Below are 20,575 nucleotides of genomic sequence, written 5' to 3' on the forward strand. Positions count from 1 at the left end.
TTACAGCCCGTGTGCAGGAGCGGCCTGGTGTCGCGATGGGTCGCTCCTGCAGCTTATTGCCTTCAGGCCATATCGGCTGCGGTCTTGCCGGCGACCTTGTTGCGCCCGCCCAGCCATACCAGCAATAGCCCCGAAGCCGCCAGCACACCTCCGGCCATTGGCACGGCGGCGTAGCCCAGGTTCAGGCTGATAACCGCACCACCCAGCGCCGCGCCCACGGCGTTACCCAGGTTGAACGCACCCACGTTGATCGACGATGCCAGGCCTGGCGCCTCGATGGCGGCAGTCATTACGCGCATTTGCAGCGGCGGTACCACGGCGAAGGTGAACATGCCCCAGACCAGCAGGGCGATGGCAGCGCCGATGTGGCTACCCAGTACCAGGGGCATCGCCAGCATGATCAGCGCCAGCACGGCGAGGAAGATCTTCGCCGCGCCATCCAGCGACCAGTCGGCCAGGCGGCCACCCAGGCTGTTGCCAAGGGTGAAGCCAACCCCGATCAGTACCAGCGCCAAGGTTACGAAGCTGTCCGAGGCACCGGTCAGTTCGGCCAGCACTGGCGCCACGTAGGTGTACAAGGTGAACATGGCGCCGGCACCGAGCACGGTGGTGGCCATTGCCAGCAGCACGCTGGGGCGGGCAATGACCGCCAGTTCCTTGCGCACATGCGGCACGCTGCCGCGTTCACCCTTGGGCAGGGCGTACCACAGCGCGGCCATGGCCAGCAGGCCGAGTACGGCGGTACCGGCAAATGCCATGCGCCAGCCAATCTGCTGGCCGATCCAGGTGGCGGCCGGCACGCCGCCGATATTGGCGATGGTCAGGCCCATGAACATGGTGGCCACGGCGCTGGCCTGTTTCTCCTTGGGCACCACGCTGGCTGCCACCACGGCTCCCAGGCCGAAGAACGCACCATGGTTGAGGCTGGTGACCAGTCGCGAGGCGAGCAGGGTGTAGTAGTCCGGCGACAGTGACGACAGCAGGTTGCCAAGGGTGAAGATGGCCATCAGCGCCATCAGCGCAGCGCGTTTCCCAAAGCGGCTGAACAGCAAGGTCATGATCGGCGCGCCGACCATCACGCCAATGGCATAGGCGGTTATCAGCATGCCGGCGCTGGGGATGCTCACCTCCACGCCCTGGGCGATGACTGGCAGTAGCCCCATCGGGGTGAACTCGGTAGTACCGATGCCAAAGGCGCCAATGGCCAACGCGAAGAGCACGCGGCCGGGTGTCATTGTTTGAGCCGTCATCGGTGTCAGTCCCAGGTTGGCGCCAGGCCGTCAGGGCTGACCTCGCGGCCATTGCGCTCCAGCTTGGCGATACGTGCCATGTCGTCGGTGTCCAGCGTCAGGCCACAGGCAAGGAGGTTGCTGGCAAGGTTTTCACGCTTGGTCGACGACGGGATCACTGCATAGCCCAGTTGCAGGGCCCAGGCCAGGGCAACCTGGGCGACGGTAGCCTTGTGCTTGGCGGCGATCTGGGCCAGCACCGGGTCTTTCAGCACTTTGCCGTAGGCCAGGGTCATGTACGAGGTCACGGTGATCCCTTGTTCCTTGAGGAACGCGGTCAGCTTGCTGTTCTGCAGGTAGGGGCTGAGCTCGATCTGGTTGGTGGCGATTTCCCCTTTGCCGACCACGGCAATGGCTTGCCTGGTCAGCTCGATGTTGAAGTTGGAAACGCCGATCTGGCGAGCCAGGCCTTGCTGCTTGGCGTCGGCCAGGGCCTTCATGTACTCGGGCAGTTCTACGCCATTGCCCGGCGCTGGCCAGTGGATCAGCAGCAGGTCGACGTAGTCGGTGCGCAGTTTCTGCAAGCTGTCACGCAGGCTGGGGATCAGCTTGTCGGCGGCGTAGTTGTCGACCCAGATCTTGGTGGTGATGAACAGCTCGCTGCGCGGTACGCCGCTTTCGGCGATGGCCTGGCCCACTTCGGCTTCGTTCTTGTAGATCTGGGCGGTATCGATGACGCGGTAGCCGACTGCCAGGGCAGACTTGACCGAGTCGATGACGGTTTGGCCGGTGAGGCGGAAGGTGCCGAGGCCGAAGGAAGGAACGCTCATGGGGTTGCTCCTGAATAGGGGGAGGATCATGTCGTGCCCAGTGTGCAGGTTTGAACGGCAGCGAATAAGCCACTACGGCGCCAAAGTCATTTGACCTGTAGGCACAAATACATTTTCAAGCTGTGCATTCACTACATAAATAGGGCCAGACGGGATTGGAACCTTGTTCAGCTAGCGCTTTTTTATCAAGCGTTGAGGCTGCCCATGACCCGTTCCGTAATACCTGCCGATTCCATCGATGCGCTGATTGCCCGTCAGCTGCCAGGCTGGCTCAAGCGCGCGTCTGCCCAAGAGCTGACAAGGCTGCGCGCCGCTGCTTTGCGCCAACAGCAGGCGCAGGACCAAGTCGACGCCTGGCTAGGGGCCATAACCCCCCTGGATGAGTTTGCCGATTCGTTGCTCAAAAGAGCACTTGAGGCCCATTCGATCAGGCAGGTAGACCTACGCCAGGCACAGCTCAGGCTGGTGACCCTGCAGCCAAAACCGTCGATATCTCCTGCTTTGCCAAGCACATCGACACGCATCGTCAGCACCCAGACCCTGCTATCGGCGGCACTGCATAACTTCCACGAAAAGGAAATGCAGCCTGGCTGGTTCGCGGCCGGGTCGCAGTTGGTCACTGCTAGCGGGCACCTGCTGCCGCTAAGTGCGCAAGCCTTTGTCCGCCTTTGCAGAGACCTTGATATCGGCAGGCGTTATCAAAGCCATTTGCAAGCGAAGCTTGAAGGCGAGGGGGCGGCCGTCGAGAGCAACCTGGAGGACGCGATGAGCGCCAACCTGGCGCTTGCTGCAATCGCCGCAAGGATCAAGGGTGAAATCGATGAGCAGACCTGTCAGTGGATCACCCAGGTTGTGGGCACAGGGTCTTTCCTGCCAGCCGACAACACCGTGTTGAAGTGTCACAGCCTGCGGCTGTTGGGCAAGAAGGTTATTGGCGCAGTGGTGATCGAAGTGCGTCAGAACGCCCGCCTGCTTGGCGTTATCGCGTGGTTGCCTGAGGACCCGTATGCCCCGGTGAGTTGGCACACCAGCTGGGAACTGCTGTACATGACCCTTGGCATACGCTTGCGTAATGAAGCCTATCGGCGTTACTTCCAGCGCTTCATCGCAGAGCGTGATCGCGTCGCCTTCTGTGTGGCCCTGAGTGCGCTGCTCAGCCACGGTAATACTGTTCTTCCGCTTGAGCTGGATGGCCGCTGTTTTGCGATCGAGGGCGATGTGTTCGTCGCGCTGCGCCAAGCCCGGATCGACAAAATGCTGGATGACGCACGGGTATTGGCGGTTTCGACAGAGGATGAAGATGTCGCCGACCGTCGCGCACGTTTGCAGGGCTATCTGGACTTGGGGTTGAGCGTGGCAGGCCTGGCAGCGCTGTTTGTGCCTGTGTTGGGGCAGGCCCTGCTGGGGCTTACGGTCGTGCAATTGGCGGGGGAGGTGTACGAAGGCTACCAGGACTGGCAGTTGGGTGATCGCGACGCCGCATTGGGCCACTTGTTCAACGTGGCCGACACGGTTGTGATGGCGGCGGTTACGACGGCCGGGGCGAAGGCACTTGGCAAGCTGGCCCAGCGAGTGGCCCAGGTGGATGCCTTGGTGCCGGTAAGCCTGGGCGATGGTCAGTTGCGCCTGTGTGATCCGTCCTTGTCGGGCTATCAGCGTGAGGGCGTCGATCTGATGGTAGGACAGGCCGTGAATGAAACTGGTCGCTCGCTGAGGCGCCTGCACGATGCTGTCTATGAAGTGAGCGAAGGGGACGATGGCGCATGGCGTATTCATCACCCATCGAGGCCACAGGCCTACGTACCGGCACTTGAGCACAATGGTGCCGGGGGATGGGTGCATGAGTTCGAACAACCGCAGCGCTGGCATGACGCCGCCTACATGGTGCGCCGCCTTGCCAGTCGCACGGCGCAGGTGCCCGATGAGGTGGTATCCGTGGCGTTGCAGACCACCGGTTTCGATGCTGACTGCCTGCGCCGTTTGTTACTGGAAAATGCGCCTCCGCCGGCACGCTTGCTCGATGCCATCGAGCGCCAGCAATTGCACCATGATTTCCCGGCGTTGCGAGGTGAGGCTTTCGAGGAGGTCTTCAACGAGCGACAGATCAGCCCGCAAGCAGCAGACCGGGTCTTGATGCGGGACTTCCCAGGCCTTTCCCACCGCTGCGCACGGGAAATCGTCGAGGGGGCCAGCAGTGTCGAGATGGAGAGCCTGACGGGCGCAGGCCGGGTGCCCTTGGCCTTGGCGGAACGTGCACGCTGGGCAATACGCGACAGTCGGATAGACCGTGCCTGCGCAGGGTTGCGCCAGGCTGCGGCAGAAAATGACGATACCGGTAAGCTCGCGCTCGGCCTGATCGATGCCATCGCCCCTTGGTCAGCTGGGGTCAACGTTGAGCTGCCTGCCGCGGGGAGGGGTGGGTTGCTGCAGACGTTGAGACGGCAGCTGGACAGTCGCCAGCGACAGTTGCTCGGTATTAGCCAGATGACGGATGAGGCACTGGGTGAGCGGCTTGGGCGTGAGGCACTCGCTGACCGTGAAGCGGCGGCCCGAATGATTGGGCTGGCCCGCGTGGGGCAGGGGATTCGCCCACCTGTGCGGTTGTTCGATGGGCGTTTGGGCTACCCGCTCAGTGGCCGCCTGACAGGGACCCACCAGGCACTGCGGCGCACGTTGAGCCACGTGTTCCCGGTGATGAGCAGTGAGCAGCTGGAGGTCTACCTGCAAGACTTGGCGCAGCGGGGGGTGGACCCGTGGAACCATGTCAGCCAACTGTTACAGGCCAAGGTCAGCCTCAAGCAGGCATTGCTAGCCTGGCGAAATGACGCAGAGCTGAACATTGTTCGCCGCCTGCGTCGTATCAAGGTTGCCAGGCGCATTACGGCAAGCTGGCAGCGTTTTACCCCAGGGGAGGTGGCGGGTGACCACCACCTGACCCTCGTGGGTGAGCGGGTGGGTGACCTGCCGGCCCTGCCTGATAATGTGAGTTTTGACCACATCACGCACCTGACCCTGCGCGATATGCAGGTGACGAGCCTTGATGTGGGCTTTCTTGGTCGCTTCAGCAAGGTGCGCAACCTGGACTTGCGGAACAACCGGCTGACGCGCCTTCCTGCAGGTATCGAGCAACTGACCGAATTGAAAAACCTGCGCCTTGGTGGCAATCAGATCGTGCTTTCCAGCGAGGATAACCTGCGTTTGAGCCAGCTTGTGGAGCTGCGCCGCCTGGAGCTCAACGGTAACCCGGTCGGTTTGCTGCCACCCTTGGCGTCTTTGCCCCTGCTGCGCCGGCTGTCCTTGCGCAACACCGGGCTGGGCGATCTACCCGCTGATCTGGCCAGGCACGGTAATCTGGAGTTGCTGGACATGCGTGACAACCAGATCCAGACGCTGCCTGAAGCGCTGTCTTTAGTGCCGCTTCGCTTGTTGCGGGGCCTGGAGCTGCACGACAATCCACTCTCGGACGAAACCCTGCAGCGCTTGCAGTTGGCCAGGGCGTCGGCAGGGGCCGCTGAGCGTCGACGTGCAGCTCATGCCACTTCGATCCCGAACGCTGCAGCCCCTTGGTTTTCAGGATTCACGCCAGCCCAGCGCGAGGTGCGATTGGCGATCTGGAACCGCTTGAGCCAGGAAGCCGGGGCGCAGGATCTGTTTCGCTTTTTCTCTGATTTACGCGTCCTGCGTGAATACCACGCACAACCCCGCGACCTTCAGGCGCGTGTGTGGCATATCCTCGAAGCCTGCGAGCAGCACGCTGAAGTACGGGCGAGCCTGTTCGAGCAAGTTGCCCGACCGCGCAGTTGCAGCGACGAGTTGCTGCTGACGCTCAGCGAGCTGGAGATTGGCGCGATGGTCGTCAGGGCCGGAACAGCCGGTACTGGGTTGCAGAAGGAGCGAGCGCTGGTCAGGCTGGGGCGTTCGTTGTACCGCCTGGACAAAGTCAACGCGATTGCGGCGCGGCATATTGCCGATTACTTTTCGAACGATCCCATCGAGGTTTACCTGACCTATCGCGTCAGGCTGGCAGATAGCCTCGATCTTCCTGCCCAACCCAGCTATCTGTCGCACGAGAGTTTCAGTGGGGTTGGCCGTGAAGACCTGGACGCCGCGCGCAACGAGGTGCTGCGGGAGGAAACGCCACAAGCCTTGGCGCAGGCGCTGGCAGATCGATCCTTCTGGCAGGACTACCTGCACGAGCAGCAGGCAGCGCGCTTCAGCCGCTTGGACGAGCCTTTTCAGCAGCGCCTGGATGCGTTGCTCGAACAGTCGAAGACGTTGAGCGATGGCGACTACTTTGCCCAAACCGAGCATATCTGCGCAGCGCGTGAGGTCGCGAAACGGCAACTTTTGCTTGAATTGAGCCGTGAGGCAATCCAGCGCCACGGCCTCTGAACGAAACAGCCCGCCGAGAGGCGGGCTGTTCGCTGGGGCGGGACGATCAGCGGCGGCGGAACAGCGGCAGCGGTTCGTCGGTGGCGGCCTGGTAGGTCACCGAGAAGTCCTTCAGGCTTTGCAGCGCGTCTTCCGGGTCCTTGTCGGCACGGATGGCGAATGCGTCGAAGCCGCAGCGGGCCATGAAGAACAGCTGGTCGCGCAGCACATCGCCGATGGCGCGCAGTTCGCCTTTGAACTTGTAGCGGTCACGCAGCAGGCGCGCATTGGAGTAGCTGCGGCCGTCGGTGAATGCCGGGAAGTTCAGCGCGATGACCTGGAAGTGGTGCACGTCTTCACCGATTTCCTCTGCTTCCTGGTCGCTATCCAGCCATACACCCAGGCCGCCATCGCGGGCCTTGAGCACGTGGGCATGGTCGCGCCACATTTGCAGCGGCACGATGTAGTCGTCGCAGTTGGTCAGCTCGTCGAACGAGGTTTCCTTGGGCAGCAGGTGCCAGGTTTCGTCGACGATCTGGTTGTTCTTAATGATTCGCTGCATAGACGCGTTCCTTGAAGGGGTCGATGCCGATACGCTGGTAGGTGTCGATGAAACGCTCTTCCTCGGTACGTTGCTCGACGTACACGGCGATCAGCTTCTCGATCACATCGGCCATGTCATCCTGCGCGAAGGACGGGCCAAGGATCTTGCCCAGGCTTGCGCCGCGTGCGGCGTTGCCGCCCAGCGACACCTGGTAGAACTCCTCACCCTTCTTGTCCACGCCGAGGATGCCGATGTGGCCCACGTGGTGGTGGCCGCAGGCGTTCATGCAGCCGGAGATGTTCAGGTCGATTTCGCCGATGTCGAACAGGTAGTCCAGGTCGTCGAAGCGGCGCTGGATGGACTCGGCAATCGGGATCGACTTGGCGTTGGCCAGCGAGCAGTAGTCGCCACCCGGGCAGCAGATGATGTCGGTCAGCAGGCCGATGTTCGGGGTGGCGAAGCCGCCCTCGCGCAGTTCCAGCCACAGGGCGTGCAGTTGGCGCTGCTCGACGTCGGCGAGGATGATGTTCTGCTCGTGCGAGGTGCGCAGGAAGCCGAAGCTGTAGCGTTCTGCCAGGTCGGCCACGGCGTCCAGCTGCTTGTCGGTCACGTCGCCAGGGGCAACACCGGTAGGCTTGAGTGACAGGGTAACAGCCACGTAGCCCGGGCGTTTGTGGGCGCGGGTGTTGCGCGAGCGCCAGCGGGCGAACCCTGGGTGCTCGGCATCCAGGGCGGTGTAGTCGACGTTGTCGAGTGCGAGGTACTCGGGGTCGACGAAGTGGCGCGATACGCGCTGCACTTCGGCTTCGGTCAGGGTGGTGGTGCCGCCACGCAGGTGGACCATTTCGGCCTCGACCTTTTCGGCGAACACTTCCGGGGTAAGGGCCTTGACCAGAATCTTGATCCGCGCCTTGTACTTGTTGTCACGGCGACCGTAACGGTTGTACACCCGCAGGATGGCGTCGAGGTAGCTGATCAGGTCCTGCCATGGCAGGAATTCGTTGATGAACGAGCCCACCACCGGGGTACGGCCCAGGCCACCACCGACCAGCACACGGAAGCCCAGTTCGCCGGCAGCGTTGCGCACCGGCTCCAGGCCAATGTCGTGCACTTCGATGGCTGCGCGGTCTTCCTGCGAGCCGTTGATGGCGATCTTGAACTTGCGTGGCAGGTAGGCGAATTCCGGGTGGAAGGTGGTCCACTGACGGACGATTTCACACCACGGGCGCGGGTCGACGATTTCGTCAGCGGCCACACCGGCGAACTGGTCGGTGGTGGTGTTGCGCAGGCAGTTGCCGCTGGTCTGGATCGCGTGCATCTGCACGGTGGCCAGTTCGGCGAGGATGTCCGGAATGTCTTCCAGCGCCGGCCAGTTGAACTGCACGTTCTGGCGGGTGGAAATGTGGGCATAGCCCTTGTCATAGTCGCGAGCGATCTTTGCCAGGGTGCGGACCTGGTTGGCGTTCAGCTGGCCGTACGGCACCGCGACACGCAGCATCGGCGCGAAACGTTGGATGTAAAGGCCGTTCTGCAGGCGCAGAGGGCGGAATTCTTCTTCGCTCAGCTCACCGGCCAGGTAGCGGCGGGTCTGATCACGGAACTGCTTGACGCGGTCCTCGATGATCCGCTGATCGTACTCGTCGTATACGTACATAAAAGTCCTGTCTCAGGCATGCAGCTATTCGCGCGCACGGCCGCGCACTCCGGTACGGAGCCGGGGAACGATAGCAGGTTGCGATTATGCGCTAAAGTGATGTTTTTGCATATGAAAAGAACCAAATGGACTATGTGAGATTGACTGCCATTTGTGCGCTGAGCATCGCCATGCGTTTATAATCCGGCGTTTGCTTCGCAGAGATGTGACCCCATGCTCAAGGCCTTGTGCCAAAGCTTGTGCCTTGCCTTGCCACTGGTGGCAAATGCGCAACCGGCTTCGGTGGTGTTCCTCAACCCGGGGCTGTCCAACGAGACATTCTGGACCAGCTATACCCGCTTCATGCAGGCCGCCGCGGACGAGCTGGGCATGACCCTGCAGGTGCAATACAGCGAGCGCCGAGCCGACCTGGCACTGACCCAGGCCCGGGCGATCCTGAGCGCGCCGCAGCGGCCGGATTACCTGGTGCTGGTGAACGAGCAGTATGTGGCACCGGAAATCCTGCGGCTGTCGCGTGGCACCGGGGTGAAGCTGCTGCTGGTCAACAATGGCCTGACCGCCAGCCAGCGCCTTAGCATCGAGGGCCAGCCCGACAAGTACGCCGAGCCACTGGGTACCTTGATGAGCAACGACGAGCAGGCAGGCTTCCAGATGTTGCACCTGTTGCTCGCACAGCTGCCTCACGACGCAGGTCCGGTGGACCTGGTGGCTTTTGCCGGGGTCAAGACCACCCCGGCCTCGCAGTTGCGCGTTGAGGGCATGCGCCGCGCCCTGGCCGATTTCCCTCAGGTGCGCTTGCGGCAAGTGGTATACGGCGGCTGGAGCCGCCAGCGCGCCTACGAGCAAGCGAAACAGTTGCTTGAGCGTTACCCGGCCACCCGGTTGGTGTGGTCTGCCAATGACCAGATGGCCTTTGGTGCCATGCAGGCGTTCGAGGAGGCGGGGTACACGCCGGGGCGTGACGTGCTGTTCGCTGCCGTCAACAGCTCGCCCGAAGCCTTGCGCGCGCGTATCGATGGGCGCTTGAGCGTACTGATGGGGGGGCATTTCACCCTTGGCGGTTGGGCCATGGTGATGTTGCACGATGACGCTCATGGGCTTGCGTTGAACCGCGACGGCGTGCGCGAGCGCCGTGTTCCGGTATTGCAGGAAATCGATCAGGCCAAGGCCAGGCGCTGGCTGAAGCTGTTGGAAAGGGACGACTACGGCGTCGATTTTCGGCGTTACAGTGCCGAAGGGCGGCCGCCCGGGTACCGTTACCCGTTTCTGGCGTCTCCGGTCGAATATTGAATGACCCTGCTTGAGGGAAGGGCATTGCTCGTCTTAACTGCTGGTGGTGAAGTGCATTCCCATAACCACTACAAGAGGCAATGCAATGGGAAACTCAACCAAGGTCCGCAAAGCTGACAGCAGTGTCGATGCCTGGGCGATCCTCTGCCTGATCGTTCTGGTGGTGGTCACTGCCGTGTATTGGGTCAGCCACCAGTGACTTGAAACTCAAGACCGTGATGTAGCAGGGGCGTCTGCGGGAGGGAATCTCGCAGGCGCTTTATTATTGCCTGTGGCCGCCTCTTCGCGGTGAAAACATATCCCTTGAGAATGGCGCAGGACCGTCGTAGGAGCGGGTTTACCCGCGAAAGGGCCGGGCCTGCTGGTCAATTTCCACCTGCCGTTCACCGTTGCGGCCGCGACCGTATTCGCGGGTAAAACCGCTCCTACACAGATCGGTGGTGGACACAGGTCGGTGGTTGGACACAGGCCGTCGTAGGAGCGGGTTCACCCGCGAAAGGGCCGGGCCTGCTGGCCAATTTCCACCTGCCGTTCACCGTTGCCGCCGCTACCGTATTCGCGGGTAAACCCGCTCCTACACCTGATCGAGGGTGGACACAGGCCGCTGTAGGAGCGGGTTCACCCGCGAAGAGGCCGGCACAGGTTAGCGGGTCAGGTGCAGGGCCAACTGCACCAGGCCGATCAATACCGCAATGAACACCAGGGTGAACAGCGCCCCCAGCGCAATGAAATGGCTGGCCTTGCCGTGGGTGAAGTCGCGTGCGCGGTTTTTGCCGCTTTGCACGCCGAAGGCGGCAGCGAGAATGCTGTGCAGCATCTGCCAGAAGGTCGGGGGTTTGCCCTGGCTGGAATCATCCATGGTGGCTCCTGGGAAAATCAGAGGCAATCAGGGACAGTGTAGGCAATGGTTGTGAGGTTGCCCGTGCCGGCCTCTTCGCGGGGAAACCCGTTCCGACAGGTAAATGAATGCCCTTGAGGGCTGTTTCATACCTGTGTGGGCAAGCCCGCGAAGAAGCCAACGCAGTCGTTTAGCTGTCATACCCCAGGTTAGGCGCCAGCCAGCGCTCGCTCACGCTGATATCCTGGCCTTTGCGTGCGCTGTAACGCTCGATCTGGTCCTTGTCGACCTTGCCTACGGCAAAATACTTCGCCTGCGGATGGGCGAAGTACCAGCCGCTGACCGCCGCCGCCGGGAACATCGCGAAGTGCTCGGTGAGGTACACCCCGCTCGGCCCGGTTTCACCGATGGCGGTGCCATCGAGCAGGCGGAACAGGGTTTCCTTTTCAGTGTGGTCGGGGCAGGCCGGATAACCCGGCGCAGGGCGGATGCCGCTGTACTGTTCCTTGATCAGCGCCTCGTTGTCCAGGTGCTCGTCGCGGGCATAGCCCCAGTGCTCTTTACGCACCTGCTCGTGCAGCCATTCGGCGCAGGCTTCGGCCAGGCGGTCGGCCAGGGCCTTGACCATGATCGAGCTGTAGTCGTCGCCCTTGTCCTGATAAGCCTTGGCCACTTCCTCGGCACCGATGCCGGCGGTGGTGATGAAACCACCTACGTAGTCGGTCACGCCGCTGTCTTTCGGTGCGACGAAGTCGGCCAGCGACCAGTTGGGCTTGCCGTCCGGCTTGATGGTCTGCTGGCGCAGGTGGTGCAGGGTGGCCAGTGCCTGGCCGTCTTCGCCGTAGACTTCGATGTCGTCATCGTCCACCTGGTTGGCCGGCCAGAAGCCGAATACCGCGCGGGCGCTGATCAGCTTCTCGTCGATCAGTTTATCGAGCATCTCGCGGGCATCCTTGTACAGCGCCGTAGCAGCCTCGCCAACCACCTCGTCAGTGAGGATGCGCGGGAACTTGCCGGCCAGGTCCCAGGAGATGAAGAACGGGGTCCAGTCGATGTACTGGGCCAGGGTGCGCAAATCGATGTCTTCCAGCACCTTGACGCCGGTGAAGGAGGGCACCGCTGGCTGGTAGCTGGCCCAGTCGTACTGCGGCTTGGCAGCGATCGCCTGGGCGTAGTTGAGGCGCTCGGTGCGGGCGCTGCGGTTGGCGGTGCGCTCGCGCACGTCCACGTATTCCAGGCGGGTCTTCTCGACGAAGCCCGGCTTGAGTTCTTTGGACAGCAACTGGGTGGCCACGCCGACCGCGCGCGAAGCGTCGGTGACGTAGATGACTGCGTCGTTGCTGTACTTGGGCTCGATCTTGACCGCCGTGTGCGCCTTGGAGGTGGTGGCGCCACCGATCATCAGCGGCAGTTCGAAGCCCTGGCGCTGCATTTCGCGGGCAACGTGGACCATTTCGTCCAGCGACGGGGTAATCAGGCCGGACAGGCCGATGATGTCGCACTTCTGCTCGCGGGCTGTCTGCAGGATCTTCTCCGCTGGCACCATCACGCCAAGGTCGACGATGTCGTAACCGTTACAGCCCAGCACCACGCCGACAATGTTCTTGCCGATGTCGTGCACGTCGCCTTTCACCGTGGCCATCAGGATCTTGCCCTTGGCTTCCGGCTTGTCGCCTTTTTCGGCTTCGATGAAGGGGATCAGGTGAGCAACGGCCTGTTTCATGACGCGGGCCGACTTGACCACCTGCGGCAGGAACATCTTGCCCGCGCCGAACAGGTCGCCGACCACGTTCATGCCGTTCATCAGCGGGCCTTCGATCACTTCGATGGGGCGCGCGCACTGCTGGCGGCATGCTTCGGTGTCTTCGACGATGAACGCGGTGATGCCCTTGACCAGCGCGTGCTCCAGGCGTTTTTCCACCGGCAGCGAGCGCCACTCTTCGTTTTCCACTTCCTTGGTTGCGCCGCCACCTTTGTAGTCGTCGGCGATGGCCAGCAGTGCATCGGTGCCATGCGGGGTGCGGTTGAGCACCACGTCCTCGACCTTTTCACGCAGCTGGGCCGGGATCTCGTCGTAGATCTCCAACTGGCCGGCGTTGACGATACCCATGGTCAGGCCGTTCTGGATCGCGTGATACAGGAACACCGAGTGGATCGCCTCACGCACCGGGTTGTTGCCACGGAACGAGAACGACACGTTGGACACGCCACCCGAGCTCAGGGCGTGGGGCAGGTGATCGCGGATATAGGCACAGGCTTCGATGAAGTCGACGGCGTAGTTGTTGTGCTCTTCGATACCGGTGGCGACGGCGAAGATGTTCGGGTCGAAGATGATGTCTTCTGGCGGGAAGCCCACTTCGTTGACCAGGATGTCATAGCTGCGCTGGCAGATTTCCTTCTTGCGCGCGGCAGTGTCGGCCTGGCCGACTTCGTCGAAGGCCATGACCACCACGGCAGCGCCATAGCGCTTGCACAGGCGGGCGTGGTGCTTGAACTGCTCGACGCCTTCCTTCATGGAAATGGAGTTGACGATGCCCTTGCCCTGGATGCACTTGAGGCCGGCTTCGATCACTTCCCACTTGGACGAGTCGATCATGATCGGTACGCGCGAGATGTCCGGCTCACCCGCGATCAGGTTGAGGAACCGGACCATGGCTGCCTGGGAGTCGAGCATCCCTTCGTCCATGTTGATGTCGATTACCTGGGCGCCGGCCTCGACCTGCTGCAGGGCGACTTCCAGGGCTTCGGTATAGTTCTCTTCGCGGATCAGCCGGGCGAATTTGGCGGAACCGGTGATGTTGGTGCGCTCACCGACGTTGACGAACAGCGACTGGCGGTCGATGGTGAACGGTTCCAGGCCCGACAGGCGGCAGGCCTTGGCGATTTCCGGGATCTCGCGCGGCTTGTACTTGGCCACGGCTTCGGCAATGGCCTGGATATGGCCTGGGGTGGTGCCGCAGCAACCGCCGATGATGTTGAGGAAACCGCTGGCGGCGAACTCCTCGACCACCACGGCCATCTCGGCCGGGGTTTCGTCGTACTCACCGAAGGCGTTCGGCAGGCCGGCATTGGGGTGGGCGGACACGTGGGTATCGGCCTTGGTCGCCAGTTCTTCCAGGTACGGGCGCAGGTCCTTGGCGCCGAGGGCGCAGTTCAGGCCCACGGAAATCGGTTTGGCGTGACGCACCGAGTTCCAGAACGCTTCGGTGGTCTGCCCCGACAGGGTACGGCCGGAGGCGTCGGTGATGGTGCCGGAGATCATGATCGGCAGTTCGACGTTGTCCTCCTCGAACACTTGCTGCACGGCGAAGATCGCCGCCTTGGCGTTGAGGGTGTCGAAGATGGTTTCGATCAGGATCAGGTCGGCGCCGCCTTCGATCAGGCCGCGGGTGGCCTCGATGTAGTTTTCGACCAACTCGTCGAAGGTGACGTTGCGGAACCCAGGGTCGTTGACGTCTGGGGAAATCGAACAGGTTCGGCTGGTAGGGCCGAGCACGCCGGCAACGAAGCGCGGCTTGTCCGGTGTCTCCAGGGTCTTGGCATCGGCAACCTGGCGAGCGATGCGCGCGCCTTCGACGTTCAGCTCGTAAACCAACGACTCCATGCCGTAGTCGGCCTGGGAAATCTGCGTGGCGTTGAAGGTGTTGGTTTCGAGAATATCGGCACCGGCATCCAGGTAGGCCTTCTCGATGGCGGCGATCACGTCGGGGCGGCTGAGCAGCAACAAGTCGTTGTTACCCTTCACATCGCTTGGCCAATCGGCAAAACGCGTGCCACGATAGTCGTGTTCCTCCAGACGGTAGCTTTGGATCATAGTACCCATGCCGCCGTCGAGGATCAGGATGCGCTCTTTGAGTGCGTTCTGGAGTGCTTGGAGACGAGCGCTGCGGTCGGACATAGGAACTACCTGGTCGGGCGAATATCAGAAGGTGCCGAATCATAACAAAGCTGCGCGGTTTTTAGGCATGTCGCCCATTTGCATGAAAACTGCTCATGTTGGGCCGGCGGAGGCAGCGCAAAGCACCCAGGACGACCAGGCAACAAATCGTGATGGCTTTCAAGAACCAGGACTTTCCGCACATGGTGCATCGTATCCTTGCCGGCGCCTTCGCCCTGCTCATCAGCGGCGCAGTCTTCGGGCAGGCCCCCCAGTCGAGCCCGGCTATTTCCTACACCCGGGACATTCAACCGATCTTTACCGAGAAGTGCGTGGCCTGCCATGCCTGCAACGACGCCGCCTGCCAGCTCAAGCTGGAAAGCCCTGAAGGCGCGGTACGCGGGGCCAGCAAGGTCCCGGTGTACCAGGGCGAGCGGAGCAAGGCGGTGCCCACCACGCGGCTTTTCTACGACGCCCACAGCGAAGAGCAATGGCGCAAGAAGGGCTTCTACTCGGTGCTCGACAACCAGGGCGGTCAGGCCGCGCTGATGGCGCGCATGCTGGAGTTGGGCCACAAGGCCCCGCTTACGCCCAACGCCAAGCTACCCGAAGAGATCGTCCTGGGCCTGAGCCGCAACAACATGTGCCCGTTGCCCCATGAGTTCGACGCCTATGCCGGCGCACACCCCAGGGAGGGCATGCCGCTGGCGGTGACCGGGCTGACCGACGACGAATACGACACCATGCGCCGCTGGCTGGCAGCCGGTGCGCCGGTGGAGTACCAGCCGATCCAGCCTAGCGCGGCCGAAGCCAGGCAGATCGCAGAGTGGGAAGAACTGCTCAACCGCCCGGGTTCCACCGAGGCGCTGGTGGGACGCTGGCTGTACGAGCACCTGTTTTTGGCGCACATCTATTTCGCTGGCGGCGAGCAGGGCCACTTCTTCCAGTGGGTGCGTTCGCGCACGCCAAGTGGCAAGCCGGTCGATATCATTGCCACCCGACGCCCCAACGACCCGCCGGGCACGGACTTCTACTACCGGTTGATCCCGGTGCAGGGCGTGATCGTGCACAAGACGCACATCACCTACCCGATGGGGCCGCAGAAGCTCAAGCGCGTGAAGCAGCTGTTCTATGCCGGCGACTGGCATGCCGCCGCGCTTCCGGGCTACGGTCCGCGCCACCGGGCCAATCCGTTTGAAACCTTCGAGGCGATCCCGGCAGTGGCGCGCTACCAGTTCATGCTGGATAACGCCGAGTATTTCGTGCGCACCTTCATCCGTGGCCCGGTGTGCCGCGGGCAGATTGCCACTGACGTGATCCGCGACAACTTCTGGGCGCTGTTCCAGGAGCCGGCCTTCGATCGCTACGTCACCGATGCCGAGTACCGGGGCGAGGCTACCCCGCTGCTGGCCATGCCTGGTCAGATCGATGACGTGGGCAGTGTGCTGAGCCTGTGGCACGCCTATCGTGACAAGCGCAACGACTACGAGAAACTGCGCCGTGAAGCCTATGCCGAAATGCCGGCACCGAGATGGTCGACGCTGTGGGCCGGTAACGACAACGCGCTGCTGAGCATCTTCCGCCACTTCGACAGCGCATCGGTGACCAAGGGCTTGGTGGGGGATGTGCCGCTGACCGTGTGGTTGTTCGACTACCCGTTGTTCGAGCGCACCTATTACCAGCTGGCGGTCAACTTCGATGTGTATGGCAACGTTTCGCACCAGTTGCAGACGCGCCTGTACTTCGACCTGATCCGCAATGGTGCCGAGGTCAACTTCCTGCGCCTGATGCCAGCCGACCAGCGCAAGGCGATCCTTGGCGACTGGTACCAGAACAGTGGCAAGGTGAAGATGTGGATGGATTATGAAGACATCGACACCGACACCCCGAGCGGCATCAAGCTCGACCCGCGCAACCCCAAACGCGACTTTGGCCTGAAGCTGCTGCAGCGCACCGGCAGCTTGAATGCCGCACCGGACCCGATCAACCGCTGCCAGGGCGCGTTCTGCTCACGGCCGCAGATGAGCGAAGAGTTCCGCAATGCCGAGCAGTCGCTCAGCCGTCTGGTGTCGCGCCCGGCGGCCGGGCTGAAGGTGATCAACCAGTTGCCCGAGGCGACCATGCTGCGTATCGAAGGGCAGGGCGGCCAGCGTCAGGTGTACAGCCTGCTGCGCAACCGCGCGCACAGCAACGTGGCGTTCCTGCTGGGTGAGGCGTACCGCTACCAGCCGGGGCTGGATACCCTGACCCTGTACCCGGGGGTGCTCAGCAGCTACCCGAACTTCATCTTCAACATCCCGACCACGGATGTGCCGGAGTTCGTCGAGGACATGGAGTATGCCAAAGATGACGAGGCGAAGTTCGAGCGCATTGTCATGCGCTGGGGTGTGCGCCGCAGTCACCCAGCGTTCTGGCACTACTTCCACGACCTGAACAGCTATATCAAGGAGACCGAACCGGTCGAGGCGGGCGTGCTGGACATGAACCGCTACGAGAACCTCTGATCGGGTTGGCTGACCTTTCCTAGTACCTTGCGGTCGGAACGGGTGGGTGGTCTTGATCGATTGCAAAGGGGGCTGCTTTGCAGCCCTTCGCGGGTGAACCCGCTCCTACACAGGTACGGCGCTGCTCTCAAGGCTGGCGCTGGCCTCTGCACTCGATACGGGCCTCAATGCACCGCCAAGCGCAGGGTATTCCATGCTGTATTCGCTTCAGGCACTGCGGGCGTTCGCCGCCTGGGTGGTGGTCTGCCACCATTTCATGCAGATCTTCTTCGACTTCCACGCCACCGGCCCCATCGGCCAACTGCTCACCGACCGTGGCGCCGTAGGCGTCGACATCTTCTTCGTCATCAGTGGGCTGGTCATCTACCTGTCGACCCGCGATAAAACCATCGAACCGCGCCAGTTCCTGCTCAATCGGGCGCTGCGCATCGTCCCTGCCTACTGGTTCTACACAGCCTTGATGGCCATGTTGCTGCTGGCATTCAGCCAATGGATGCCACATCAGGCGTTTGACTGGCGGCACCTGTTCCTGTCGCTGCTGTTCATCCCGGCGGAAAACCCAGGTGGCTACGGCCTGTACCCGACCCTGAACGTGGGCTGGACGCTGAACTTCGAGATGTTCTTCTACCTGCTGTTCGGCCTGGCCTTCCTGGTACGCCAACGGCATCACCTGCTGCTGGTGACTGCCGCTCTGTTGCTGGTCAGTGAGGTACTGGGGCGCATGGGCGTGGTCAGCCGCTTCTACAACAACGACATCATCTATGAGTTTCTGCTGGGCATTGGTGTCGGCGTCCTGTACCGCCGCGGGCTGATCCGCCAGGGGCGGTGGTTGCCGCTGGCGTTGCTGGGTGTGGCGGGCATGGCGATCTACTGTCTGGACGCTTCCCAGCGCTTACTGCACTGGGGGTTACCGAGTGCGATGGTCGTCCTGGCCTTCGTGGCCATGGAGCCGCTGTTCCAGGGCAATCGACTGCTCAAGGCCCTTGGCGACTGTTCCTACTCGGTGTACCTGATTCATGTGCTGGTGCTGTATGCCGGTTGGTTCGCCAGCCAGCGGCTGCAGCTGAACCCGTTCCTGACGTTCGCCCTGTGCGTGCCGTCCATTGGACTAATGTCGTGGTTCAGCTACCAGTGGCTGGAGCGCGGCCTGTACCGGCGAATGCAGGCCTGGCTGGCGGCGCAACGGGGGCCGGCCCCTGAATATGCGCTTTCCCGAGTCAATTGCTAGGACTTTGTTCGAAGGCTGGGTTGGCGTACACTTGGCCGCAAGTCTGTGAGGAACCTACATGAGCGCTATAACCATTACCGACGCCGCCCATGACTACCTGGCCGATCTGCTCTCCAAGCAGAATACGCCCGGCATCGGCATTCGCATTTTCATCACCCAGCCGGGCACCCAGTACGCCGAGACGTGCATCGCCTACTGCAAGCCGGGCGAAGAGAAGCCTGACGACACCGCCGTGGGTCTGAAAAGCTTCACTGCTTACCTGGACGCCGTCAGCGTACCGTTCCTGGAAGACGCGCTGGTCGACTACGCCACCGACCGCATGGGTGGCCAGCTGACCATCAAGGCGCCAAACGCCAAGGTGCCGATGGTCAACGAAGACAGCCCGATCAACGAACGTATCAACTACTACCTGCAGACCGAGATCAACCCCGGCCTGGCCAGCCATGGCGGCCAGGTGAGCCTGGTGGACGTGGTCGACGACGGCATTGCCGTGCTGCAGTTCGGTGGTGGCTGCCAGGGTTGCGGCCAGGCCGATGTCACCCTGAAGGAAGGCATCGAGCGCACCCTGCTCGAGCGTATTCCGGAGCTGAAGGGCGTGCGTGACGTGACTGACCACAGCCAGAAAGAAAACGCCTACTACTAAGTTGAAGGCGGCTCCCTTAGCAACAAAGTGTTACGGTTTCAACCCCTGCGACAACAGGCCGCAGCCCGTATTCAAAGGGCTGCAGGCCATCCCCGCGTTGGTCGGGTAGAACCCCTCTGGGTGTCATGCCAGAATGCCCCGGTTTTTCGACCGGCCCGTCCCGAGGGCCGGCACCTTCCCTTTAAAGGATGGTTTCATGAATGATCTTTTGACCCGGCGTGCGGTTGTCGCCGGCATGGGCGTTCTCGGGCTTGGCCTGCTGGCAGGCTGCAGCCCGGCCCGGGGGCTCGAGTTCAAGTACGGCAAGAACATGAGCAACGAAATCCTCGGGCGCAAGTTCAGCCTCAAAGACCCGCAAGGTAACGTGCGCACCCTGTCGAGCTTCTACGGCAGCATGCCGATGGTTTTCTTCGGCTTCACCCAGTGCCCGGCCGTCTGCCCGACCACGCTGGCGCGGGCGGCGCAAATTCGCAAGCTGCTGAGGGGCCGCGACCGCGACCTGTTCCAGGTGGTGTTCATCACCCTGGACCCGGAGCGCGACACGCCCGAGGTGCTCGATGCCTACGTCAAGGCCTTCGACCCGACGTTCACCGCGCTGACCGGCACCCCCGAGGAAATTGCCGCCGTGGCCAAGGAATTCAAGGTGTTCTACGAGAAGGTTCCGGCCGGAGACACCTACACCATTTCTCACTCGTCCACCAGCTACGTCTACGATACACGTGGCACCCTGCGCCTGAGCCTGGGCCATTCCCTGAACGCCAAGGAATGCGCCGAAGATCTGGTCACCCTGATGGAGATCTGCTGAATGTCGATGCAACCGATCAAACGCGGTTTGGCTGCCCTGGTACTGATGGGGCTGGCCCTGCCGGCCCTGGCCCAGACCACCGTGAGTGATGCCTGGGTGCGTGCCAGCGTGCCGCACCAGCAGTCCACCGGTGCTTTCATGGTCCTGACTGCCAGCAGCGACAGCAAGCTGGTGGGCGTGGCTTCGCCCGTGGCCAAGACCGTGCAGGTGCACGAGATGACCATGAACGGTGACGTGATGGGCATGCGTGAGGTCAAGGCTGTCGAATTGCCAGCCGGCAAGGCAGTGACCCTGGACCCGAATGGCCTGCATGTCATGCTGATGGGCCTGAACAATCAGGTGAAGGAGGGTGACAAAGTGCCACTGACCCTGATCATCGAGGATGCCAAGGGCGCCAAGGAAACCCTGGAAGTTCAGGCGCAAGTGCGTGCGCTCAACGCCGACGCGGGTGGTGGGCATGATCACATGCACATGAACCACTGACAGATCAAAGGGCCGCGTTCAGCGGCCCTTTTCTTTTTCAACTGCGCCTTTCAGCTACGAAAGCGCGGCAGCGGTCTGTCGAGGGTCAGCGACGTCAGGGTCTTGCGAACCTGGGCCTCATCGGCCTCCAGTGCCTTCAGGCTAGCGCGGATCTTGCCGGCGGCGGGCACATCGCCCTGCCGGTCGATCCAGTCGGCAATCTCCTTGCAGGCACTGCTCAGACAGGCCTGGCGCTGGTTCATCAACGACAGAAGGGTGGTGAGCTCTCTTTCGGACATG

The 20,575-nt window shown here is 62.3% G+C and carries 14 protein-coding genes; 7 read left to right on the forward strand and 7 right to left on the reverse strand.

The window, feature by feature from the left end; translation table 11 throughout:
* Positions 1-62 precede the first annotated feature (62 nt).
* Entirely contained in the window at positions 63-1,250 is a 1,188-nt protein-coding gene (locus tag QYE47_RS02960) for an MFS transporter (protein WP_172830927.1), read from the reverse strand.
* Between the two features lie 5 nt (positions 1,251-1,255).
* Entirely contained in the window at positions 1,256-2,059 is an 804-nt protein-coding gene (dkgB, locus tag QYE47_RS02965; RefSeq protein ID WP_014591634.1) for a 2,5-didehydrogluconate reductase DkgB, read from the reverse strand.
* A gap of 204 nt (positions 2,060-2,263) precedes the next feature.
* On the opposite strand from dkgB, the gene QYE47_RS02970 reads away from it, so the two are divergent.
* Positions 2,264-6,451 carry an NEL-type E3 ubiquitin ligase domain-containing protein gene (locus QYE47_RS02970; protein ID WP_301158884.1) on the forward strand — a complete coding sequence of 1,396 codons (4,188 nt, stop codon included), beginning with the start codon at positions 2,264-2,266 and terminating at the stop codon, positions 6,449-6,451.
* A 46-nt stretch (positions 6,452-6,497) separates the two neighbouring features.
* Here QYE47_RS02970 and QYE47_RS02975 read toward each other — a convergent pair whose 3' ends face one another.
* Positions 6,498-6,992: a DUF934 domain-containing protein gene (locus QYE47_RS02975; protein ID WP_003250391.1), complete on the reverse strand. Its 495-nt coding sequence runs from the start codon at positions 6,990-6,992 to the stop codon at positions 6,498-6,500.
* Positions 6,976-8,628: a nitrite/sulfite reductase gene (locus QYE47_RS02980; protein ID WP_012052949.1), complete on the reverse strand. Its 1,653-nt coding sequence runs from the start codon at positions 8,626-8,628 to the stop codon at positions 6,976-6,978. The genes QYE47_RS02975 and QYE47_RS02980 overlap by 17 nt, the downstream gene beginning before the upstream one ends.
* A gap of 213 nt (positions 8,629-8,841) precedes the next feature.
* Here QYE47_RS02980 and QYE47_RS02985 point away from each other — a divergent pair, with 213 nt between their 5' ends.
* Complete coding sequence (locus QYE47_RS02985; RefSeq protein ID WP_014591632.1) at positions 8,842-9,918, forward strand: ABC transporter substrate-binding protein; 1,077 nt, start codon at positions 8,842-8,844, stop codon at positions 9,916-9,918.
* Positions 9,919-10,561: 643 nt separating this feature from the next.
* On the opposite strand, the gene QYE47_RS02990 is transcribed toward QYE47_RS02985, so the two are convergent.
* Positions 10,562-10,777: a DUF2970 domain-containing protein gene (locus QYE47_RS02990; RefSeq protein ID WP_004573790.1), complete on the reverse strand. Its 216-nt coding sequence runs from the start codon at positions 10,775-10,777 to the stop codon at positions 10,562-10,564.
* 169 nt (positions 10,778-10,946) lie between these two features.
* Positions 10,947-14,654, reverse strand: coding sequence for a methionine synthase (metH, locus tag QYE47_RS02995; RefSeq protein WP_070384054.1), 3,708 nt, complete (start codon positions 14,652-14,654; stop codon positions 10,947-10,949).
* A 182-nt stretch (positions 14,655-14,836) separates the two neighbouring features.
* Here metH and QYE47_RS03000 point away from each other — a divergent pair, with 182 nt between their 5' ends.
* The 5 genes from QYE47_RS03000 (at position 14,837) to QYE47_RS03020 (ending at position 20,296) form a co-directional block, all read left to right on the forward strand.
* On the forward strand, positions 14,837-17,137 hold the full coding sequence (locus QYE47_RS03000) for a fatty acid cis/trans isomerase (protein WP_026031868.1): 2,301 nt from the start codon (positions 14,837-14,839) through the stop codon (positions 17,135-17,137).
* 193 nt (positions 17,138-17,330) lie between these two features.
* Positions 17,331-18,365, forward strand: a complete 1,035-nt coding sequence (locus tag QYE47_RS03005) for an acyltransferase (RefSeq protein ID WP_014591628.1) — start codon at positions 17,331-17,333, stop codon at positions 18,363-18,365.
* 58 nt (positions 18,366-18,423) lie between these two features.
* Positions 18,424-19,008: a Fe-S biogenesis protein NfuA gene (gene nfuA, locus QYE47_RS03010; RefSeq protein ID WP_003250416.1), complete on the forward strand. Its 585-nt coding sequence runs from the start codon at positions 18,424-18,426 to the stop codon at positions 19,006-19,008.
* Positions 19,009-19,204: 196 nt separating this feature from the next.
* Entirely contained in the window at positions 19,205-19,813 is a 609-nt protein-coding gene (locus tag QYE47_RS03015) for an SCO family protein (RefSeq protein ID WP_003250418.1), read from the forward strand.
* Complete coding sequence (locus tag QYE47_RS03020; RefSeq protein WP_014591627.1) at positions 19,814-20,296, forward strand: copper chaperone PCu(A)C; 483 nt, start codon at positions 19,814-19,816, stop codon at positions 20,294-20,296. It abuts the gene before it with no gap.
* Between the two features lie 50 nt (positions 20,297-20,346).
* On the opposite strand, the gene QYE47_RS03025 is transcribed toward QYE47_RS03020, so the two are convergent.
* Positions 20,347-20,574, reverse strand: a complete 228-nt coding sequence (locus QYE47_RS03025) for a hypothetical protein (protein ID WP_003250422.1) — start codon at positions 20,572-20,574, stop codon at positions 20,347-20,349.
* Position 20,575 lies beyond the last annotated feature (1 nt).

Origin of the sequence: Pseudomonas sp. 2,4-D, from assembly GCF_030418155.1 — a bacterium.
GTDB lineage: Bacteria > Pseudomonadota > Gammaproteobacteria > Pseudomonadales > Pseudomonadaceae > Aquipseudomonas > Aquipseudomonas alloputida.

Coding starts and splice junctions, on each gene's coding strand:
- nfuA (WP_003250416.1), top strand. CDS start 18,424: ATGAGCGCTATAACCATTACCGACGCCGCCCATGACTACCTGGCCGAT.
- metH (WP_070384054.1), bottom strand. CDS start 14,654: ATGTCCGACCGCAGCGCTCGTCTCCAAGCACTCCAGAACGCACTCAAA.
- dkgB (WP_014591634.1), bottom strand. CDS start 2,059: ATGAGCGTTCCTTCCTTCGGCCTCGGCACCTTCCGCCTCACCGGCCAA.
- QYE47_RS02980 (WP_012052949.1), bottom strand. CDS start 8,628: ATGTACGTATACGACGAGTACGATCAGCGGATCATCGAGGACCGCGTC.
- QYE47_RS02975 (WP_003250391.1), bottom strand. CDS start 6,992: ATGCAGCGAATCATTAAGAACAACCAGATCGTCGACGAAACCTGGCAC.
- QYE47_RS03025 (WP_003250422.1), bottom strand. CDS start 20,574: ATGTCCGAAAGAGAGCTCACCACCCTTCTGTCGTTGATGAACCAGCGC.
- QYE47_RS03015 (WP_003250418.1), top strand. CDS start 19,205: ATGAATGATCTTTTGACCCGGCGTGCGGTTGTCGCCGGCATGGGCGTT.
- QYE47_RS02970 (WP_301158884.1), top strand. CDS start 2,264: ATGACCCGTTCCGTAATACCTGCCGATTCCATCGATGCGCTGATTGCC.
- QYE47_RS02990 (WP_004573790.1), bottom strand. CDS start 10,777: ATGGATGATTCCAGCCAGGGCAAACCCCCGACCTTCTGGCAGATGCTG.
- QYE47_RS02985 (WP_014591632.1), top strand. CDS start 8,842: ATGCTCAAGGCCTTGTGCCAAAGCTTGTGCCTTGCCTTGCCACTGGTG.
- QYE47_RS02960 (WP_172830927.1), bottom strand. CDS start 1,250: ATGACGGCTCAAACAATGACACCCGGCCGCGTGCTCTTCGCGTTGGCC.
- QYE47_RS03000 (WP_026031868.1), top strand. CDS start 14,837: ATGGTGCATCGTATCCTTGCCGGCGCCTTCGCCCTGCTCATCAGCGGC.
- QYE47_RS03020 (WP_014591627.1), top strand. CDS start 19,814: ATGTCGATGCAACCGATCAAACGCGGTTTGGCTGCCCTGGTACTGATG.
- QYE47_RS03005 (WP_014591628.1), top strand. CDS start 17,331: ATGCTGTATTCGCTTCAGGCACTGCGGGCGTTCGCCGCCTGGGTGGTG.